The organism is Deltaproteobacteria bacterium (assembly GCA_003194485.1).
Lineage (GTDB): Bacteria > Desulfobacterota > Dissulfuribacteria > Dissulfuribacterales > UBA3076 > UBA3076.
Genome location: PQXD01000038.1, coordinates 1 through 6,510, shown reverse-complemented (window position 1 = coordinate 6,510; position 6,510 = coordinate 1). Strand labels below are relative to the sequence as shown.

The following is a 6,510-nucleotide window of genomic DNA, read 5'->3' as shown; positions in this document are numbered from 1 at the left end:
TACACAGCGTCATAAGTAATTGCCGATTTTTGCAATTGCTATTTCGCATAAGTATTTTGAATTACACATTAATTGTTGAAAGGGATCTATCAATTTTCGGCAGCTATGTCTGACGTCGTGTATAAAAAGGTACAAAACTATTGCCAGGTAAGGCTCTAAAAAAATCCAGGCTTTTCCCGGTCCTACTTCACTGATTTGTTAAAACATTCTTTGGAAACACTTTCCGTTATTCTCTCTACAACACTATCTTTACCTGAAGCTGTTGACATTTCGATCATTGCACTGAACGACAAAGTACCTATTAACTCTGCGAAACAAATAATTTCATCTATTTCTTCCTCATCAATAACCGGCTCGATGCTTGCCGATTTAATCTTACGAGATATTTGGTGTAATCCCCCATGTGTATAGCTGTGCATCGCATTCCATGCATTTTGCTTGGCTTTTGCAAGAGTTTTTGGCCAAGCCTTTTTTTCCTCAATGCATTCGAGCATCTCACCAAATGCTTTTCTGAATTTGTCTTTTTCAATTAAAAGTTCAATATCGTCATAAGTGGCGCAATTTAAAAGCCATGTTGCACGAACGAACCCCTCAAATAAGGGGCGAACTAATGCATAGGCCGAAGAATAAATATTATTTTCGATCAAGACGATTATGGCGTTAGCGTGGTCGAGAACGGTATCAAAAAGAGCTCCAGAAACTCGATCCCTTTCGTCTTTTGATTCAAACGCTACCCCATCAATCTCATGATTAATTTGGGATAAAAGCAATTGTGCATGTTTTAGTTTTTTCATGCGTCTTAATATATTAAGCAGAGTCTGCTTTTTGAATTTTTTAAAAAAAGTCAATAATCAAGAAATCCATACACAAATATAAGGGAAAAATCAAGAAAACGGTCTTTTTGATTAAATATTAGGCTGATACGGCCGATAAGTCAGAAAGAGCATATGTTTTTTAAAGGCGTACTTTTCCAAATGAAGCCCTGAAGTCTGCTTTTTCGTGCTTATTTACCATAAAAATACATTTATTTAGCCACAGACCCACACGGACAATTTATCCGCTGGTGAGTCCACCAGCGGATAAGGTTTTTGTCTGTGTATGTCTGTGTATGTCGAGCGAGCATAGCGAACGGGTGGCTAATTATTTTCATGCGTGGGGGTGACGAAAGGCCCCGTCATGAACGTTTGGTTTGAGGAGGAACATTTGGAACCGGAAAAGAAAATTGGGGCCGAAGGTGTCATCATTAATGAGGTGCAGCTCATTTTAGCGGAAAAGAGGACCTCACTATCAACCATGCGCACAGGGATCGCCATTTTGGTCTTGCCCCTTTCAGTACTGAGCGTCCTGATAGCCTTTTCGAAATACTACGATGTTATGCAGGTAACTCGTCTGCTTGTACCGCTATTAGTAATTATATCTGGTTTGGTCTTTCTGGGGTCATACCTCATAATCCGGTCGATCGTGCAGATTCACCGCCACGATCGGCTTATCTTGAAACTCAAGCAAGAACACAGCAGGATCTCCGAGTTTCTTGACTGAGCTATAAAAGAGTCAGCCAAACTGAATGTCAACGCAAAGCAGAATAGGAAATGAATCCATTACGTTCGGTCTTAAAGTGTTCGGATTGTTTTTATGTCAGGAGTAAAAGGATTGCGTTTGGTATCATGTAGTATGAGAGCACCTAACCCCGTGGCAGGCTTACTGTAAAACATGATCCCTCACCAGGGCGGCTGCGGACTTCAATGTGTCCCTTGTGGGCATGGACAACGGCCTGGACAAGACTCAGGCCAAGCCCGAGCCCTCGCCTTGAGCGGCTCTTGTCCCCGCGATAGAGCCGGTCGAATATCCTGGGAAGGTCCCCAGAGGCAATCCCCACTCCAGTGTCTTTTACAGATATTTTAAGCTCGTTGTCCTTGAGAGCTGCGTTTATATCTATATTGCCGCCCTTCTTGCTGTACTTGATGGCGTTGTCCAGGAGGTTGGCAATGACCTGTCTCGTATGGCTGGCGTCTACACGGGCCTTCAGCCCTTCGGGGACTGTGGCGGATATGCTTATCTGTCTTTCCTCGGCCACATATTGATAGAGTTCCACCACGTCTTTAATGAGCATTGCCACATCGACTTCCTCGATATTGAGTCTCATCACCCCGGACTCTGCTTCTGAGATATCCAAAAGGGTGTTCAACATGGTCATTAAGCGTTCTGATTCTTCCGCACAGTCCATCAGGGCCTCCCGGAGGGCCTCCTGATCGCTTTCTGACTGGAGGGTCGTTTCAACAACGGTCCTAAGCCGGGTCATAGGGGTCCTCAGGTCATGTGCCACATTATCCAGGGCATCCTGCATCCCGGTGATGAGCGTCTCGATCTTTTCCAGCATGTTGTTAAAGAGCCGGACCAGCTCATCTAATTCATCGCCGGTATGGCTGGAGGGTACACGGGCATCCATTTTCCCTGTGTCTATGTCACGGACAGTATGTATGAGGTCCCGAATGGGCCTGAGTGACCTGAATGCCAAAAAAGCACCGGCTATAAGCCCGATCAGCACTACGGGAATCATGATCAGACCGAAGATCTCCCTGAAACGTTCAAGGAAATCTTCCCGTTCTTCCGGCCCCTTGCCTACTTGAAGTATATAGCCATTGCTGAGATGCCTGGTAGTAACTTGAAGCACATCTTCGTCCTTTTCCCCGGGGAGAAACAGCAAATTATCAGTTGGATCACTGTTCTTATTGCTTGACATTTTGGGATTCGTTTTCTTAAAATGGCGGGGGACAGTGAGAACCAATGTACGGTTTTGGGGGTCTGCAACGCGGACGAAAAAACCCGCCAACCGATTACTGGAGTGTTCCTGGCGGATTTCTTTAAGCAAGGCATCTGTCCCTTCTGCCTGCTCCATCAATACATATTCATTGATCTTCAACCGGATCATCTTTTGATCCTGGTCCCTCACCGTTAATGAAACCAGAAAGTAGGCCAGCAGAAAAAGTGCCAGTGAACTCAATATGAAGATGGACGAATACCAAAGGGTCAGCCGGAAGGCCGTAGTTCTGGTAAATATACTAAGATTTTTTAAGAACATATCCAACGCCCCGGATGGTATGGATCAATTTCTTGTCAAAATCCCGGTCTAACTTGTTCCGGAGTCTGCAGATCAACACATCCACCACGTTTGTCTGGGGATCAAAATTATAGTCCCACACATGCTCCATAATCATGGTCTTGGAGACCACTCTCTCTGCATTACGCATCAGGTATTCCAGCAAGGAAAATTCCCTGGGCTGAAGATCAACTTCCAGCCCGGACCGGGTGACCCTGCGTTTTACAAGATCCATTTTTAGATCTTCAACCGTAAGTCCGGTAGGTTCCTGAGGACCGGAGGTGGAGCGGCGGATAAGCGCCTGTACGCGGGCCAGCAGTTCTGAAAAGGCAAAGGGTTTGGTAAGATAATCGTCGCTTCCTGTCTCAAGCCCTTTGACCCTGTCTTCTACTGACCGTTTGGCGCTCAATATAATAACAGGTGTATTGATTTTCTGCCGTCTCATCTCTGCTATCAGGCTCAGACCGTCCAGCCTGGGCAGCATAATGTCTACGACTGCTGCGTCATAGGGCACTGTGAGCACAAGGTCTAATCCTTCTTCACCATTTTCAGCATGATCCACGGCAAAGCCTGCTTGCTGGAGGCCCTTGACAATAAACGAGGCGATCTTTCTGTCATCTTCAACCACTAATATGCGCATGGCTCTCTCTTGTTAAAAATTCAAATGGTCCAAATGATGATCAAGGCCTTGACTTTTTACGACACTGTCAAATCCGGGTTTAAGGCCCTTTAGAGACGCATGCATCTTTTCTGCCTGTGATCGCAGTTATCAATCCGCACGTATTATCCTGCTTTTTTTCAGGAACCTGGCAACTCCATAAAGCAATATTGCCAAAAAAAGGAGACCTCCCCACAACAGACCCGTATCACTATGGAGATGGAACCCGGAGGCCAAATATCTGTCTTTCAAGAGCTGTATCATACACAGACCGGCAAACCAGCTAAAGGTGGTTCCATATTCTTTGACGACGAGTCTTTTCCAATGAAATTTCATAGACCTGATGGTACTTGCCATCCCATGAAGCCGCGGCATGAAGCGATTAACATCTTTGCAGTACTCATCATAGACATTACCAAATTTTTCTTGAAGAAAATTTTCCTCTGCCGCTACAATTGCGTAATATGCAAATATGAAGAAAATTCCTCCTCCAACGGCAAACCAGAAAGAATTAATGGCTATTCCGACACCTATAATTATCAAGATGTTTCCCAAATACAGAGGGTTTCGGCAATGGGCAAATATCCCGTCGGTTACAAGACCTTTAGCAAATATCCTGCGTTTCTTGCCCCCACGCTTTATATATGCCAGGCCGATAGTCAGCGCCCGCAGGATTTGACCTGACAAGGCAATTGCGAAACCTATCGCAAAGGCCAGCCATTCAGAAGGCAAGAGCGGCGTTCGGCCAACCAGCGCTAATCCAAAACATAGTGGAAAAAGGATATTGCGAAAACGAAATAGAAAATTGCCGATTGAGATCATTATTTGATTGCTACTATCCCACAAAAATTATGCCACTTGAAAAAGACATCGATCTCACGAAAACCGGCTTTTTTGAGCATCTTACGATTTTCAAGGAGCTTATAGGGGATGAGGACATTTTCAAGCGCTTCGCGTTTCTGAGTGATTTCCAGATTGCTGTAGCCCCGTCTTTTTTTCAATGCATAGTAGTATTTTATGAAAAGCCGGTTCAACATAGGGGATTCACCAAGGACTTTTTCGACTAATATCAGGCACCCGTCTCTGTTCATACCCTGATATATGGACTTGACCAGGGCGTTTCGATATAGGGGACGCACAAATTGCAGGGTAAGGATCATCACTACTACTGATGCATTTGAGATTGTTATCCCTTGATTTAAATCCACTTTTTGCAGTTCAAGATTTTTAGTTACCCCACGTTCATTAAGTTTTTCTTTACACCTTTTAAGCATTTCATCCGAATTATCAATACCAATCAGTTTGACATCTTTTTTGACCTGTGAAGCTATATTCACCAAAGTTGTTCCGGTGGAACATCCAAGGTCGTAGATGCTGCTGCCATCAACGGCAAAGTCATTTACCATTTCGGTGATCATCCGCTGGATCTCTATGTAAAACGGAACGGATCGGTTCAGCATATCATCAAAGACAGAAGTCACTTCTTCTCCGAAGAAAAAATCGCTTACAAGCATCATCTTATCACTAAAGATTTTATCTCTTGATTTTTCATTGAGTGGACTGCTCTCCATTCCACTTGCTCCTTGATATCTCACAAAACTCACCAAGTCTTTCATAGTGCTGTCCAGGCGGACTTATTTTTTTCTCATCCTTCAGAGGGCGACCTGCAATAACTTATTTCTGCTTCCCTTACAAAAAAGCATCTGATTATAACCAGCTATTATTAAAGAAATATTGCTCTGATATTACTTTTTTTTAATATGCAGTTAATCAAATCGTAATCTTTAGTCTATACATTTGTATCCCAATTTTTAAAGACATCACCCAATATGTTTTAGGTTACTTTCATGAATAGCTCTCAGAGTGAACATTTATGGGGGAACGGCGGAATTTGTTCAGATCGCAGATTAATGGCAGTTCTGGTTGGCTCTTAAAAGCTGTTTATTTGCCAATAAACAGGTCGTTGTCTTCAGGCGCTTGGTGTCCATGGGTGTTCTCAGGCCTGGCCCTTCTCGCTTATACATGGTTGACTCCGCTTAGAGACCTCTATGGGCTTGAGGCTAGAAACGGCCTTATAGCCCGTGAGATGCTGGAAGGAGGTCTTAGCCTGATTCCCAAGGTACTGGACAGACCTTACCTGGATTATCCCCCGCTCTATTTCTGGCTTGAGACCCTCTTTTCCTGGCCGTTTGGACACGTATGCACATTCAGTGCTGTTTTTCCCAGCGCACTTGCTGCATCCGGTCTGGCGGCTCTGAGTTACTATCTTGGGCGGGAGATTTCTTACTACGCAGGGTGGCTGACTGCTATAATCCTTGCGACATCTCCTGAGTTCTGGCTCAAGGGAAGCAGGGCAACCATTGACATGCTTCTGGCATTTGAAGTGACTTTATCGATCTTCTTTCTTTACCAAAGGTATAAAGAGGAGAGGCCGGTCAGGCGGTGGTGGTATATCCTGGGTGCGGCCCTGGCCATGATTTCCGCCTTTTTTACAAAAGGGCCGATAGGCATGGCCCTTCCTGTAGCCATTTGGAAAGGTACTCACTCTGATTTTACATGGTCTTTTTGTTTTTCTCTTTCTGGCCGGTTGGGGTATTTTCCTGTTTTATCCCATAAGCCATGTTGTATCTCTTAAGAGTCTGTCCCGCAAATATTAGTTGCAAAATGAGGCCGAATTCGGTAAAATATTATATAATTTCAACATGATAATTGCTTTTTGAGGGCCTCATGAACTACAATTTCAGAAGCTATAATC

General features: G+C 44.3%; 7 protein-coding genes. 2 read left to right on the top strand and 5 right to left on the bottom strand.

Annotated features, from left to right (window positions below; all coding sequences use genetic code 11):
• Window positions 1-182 precede the first annotated feature (182 nt).
• Window positions 183-848 carry a hypothetical protein gene (locus C4B57_11310; protein ID PXF52248.1) on the bottom strand — a complete coding sequence of 222 codons (666 nt, stop codon included), beginning with the start codon at window positions 846-848 and terminating at the stop codon, window positions 183-185.
• 355 nt (window positions 849-1,203) lie between these two features.
• On the opposite strand from C4B57_11310, the gene C4B57_11305 reads away from it, so the two are divergent.
• Complete coding sequence (locus tag C4B57_11305; GenBank protein ID PXF52249.1) at window positions 1,204-1,539, top strand: hypothetical protein; 336 nt, start codon at window positions 1,204-1,206, stop codon at window positions 1,537-1,539.
• Between the two features lie 142 nt (window positions 1,540-1,681).
• Here C4B57_11305 and C4B57_11300 read toward each other — a convergent pair whose 3' ends face one another.
• The 4 genes from C4B57_11300 to cmoA form a co-directional block, all read right to left on the bottom strand.
• Window positions 1,682-3,079 carry a two-component sensor histidine kinase gene (locus tag C4B57_11300; protein ID PXF52247.1) on the bottom strand — a complete coding sequence of 466 codons (1,398 nt, stop codon included), beginning with the start codon at window positions 3,077-3,079 and terminating at the stop codon, window positions 1,682-1,684.
• Window positions 3,060-3,737 (bottom strand): DNA-binding response regulator, encoded by a 678-nt coding sequence (locus tag C4B57_11295; GenBank protein PXF52246.1) that lies wholly within the window; start codon window positions 3,735-3,737, stop codon window positions 3,060-3,062. Before C4B57_11295 ends, C4B57_11300 begins: the two co-directional genes overlap by 20 nt.
• A 129-nt stretch (window positions 3,738-3,866) precedes the next feature.
• Entirely contained in the window at window positions 3,867-4,577 is a 711-nt protein-coding gene (locus C4B57_11290; GenBank protein PXF52245.1) for an S-isoprenylcysteine methyltransferase, read from the bottom strand.
• Window positions 4,577-5,326, bottom strand: coding sequence for a carboxy-S-adenosyl-L-methionine synthase CmoA (gene cmoA / locus C4B57_11285; GenBank protein PXF52244.1), 750 nt, complete (start codon window positions 5,324-5,326; stop codon window positions 4,577-4,579). The genes C4B57_11290 and cmoA overlap by 1 nt, the downstream gene beginning before the upstream one ends.
• 302 nt (window positions 5,327-5,628) lie before the next feature.
• Here cmoA and C4B57_11280 point away from each other — a divergent pair, with 302 nt between their 5' ends.
• On the top strand, window positions 5,629-6,390 hold the full coding sequence (locus tag C4B57_11280) for a hypothetical protein (GenBank protein PXF52243.1): 762 nt from the start codon (window positions 5,629-5,631) through the stop codon (window positions 6,388-6,390).
• Window positions 6,391-6,510: the final 120 nt, after the last annotated feature.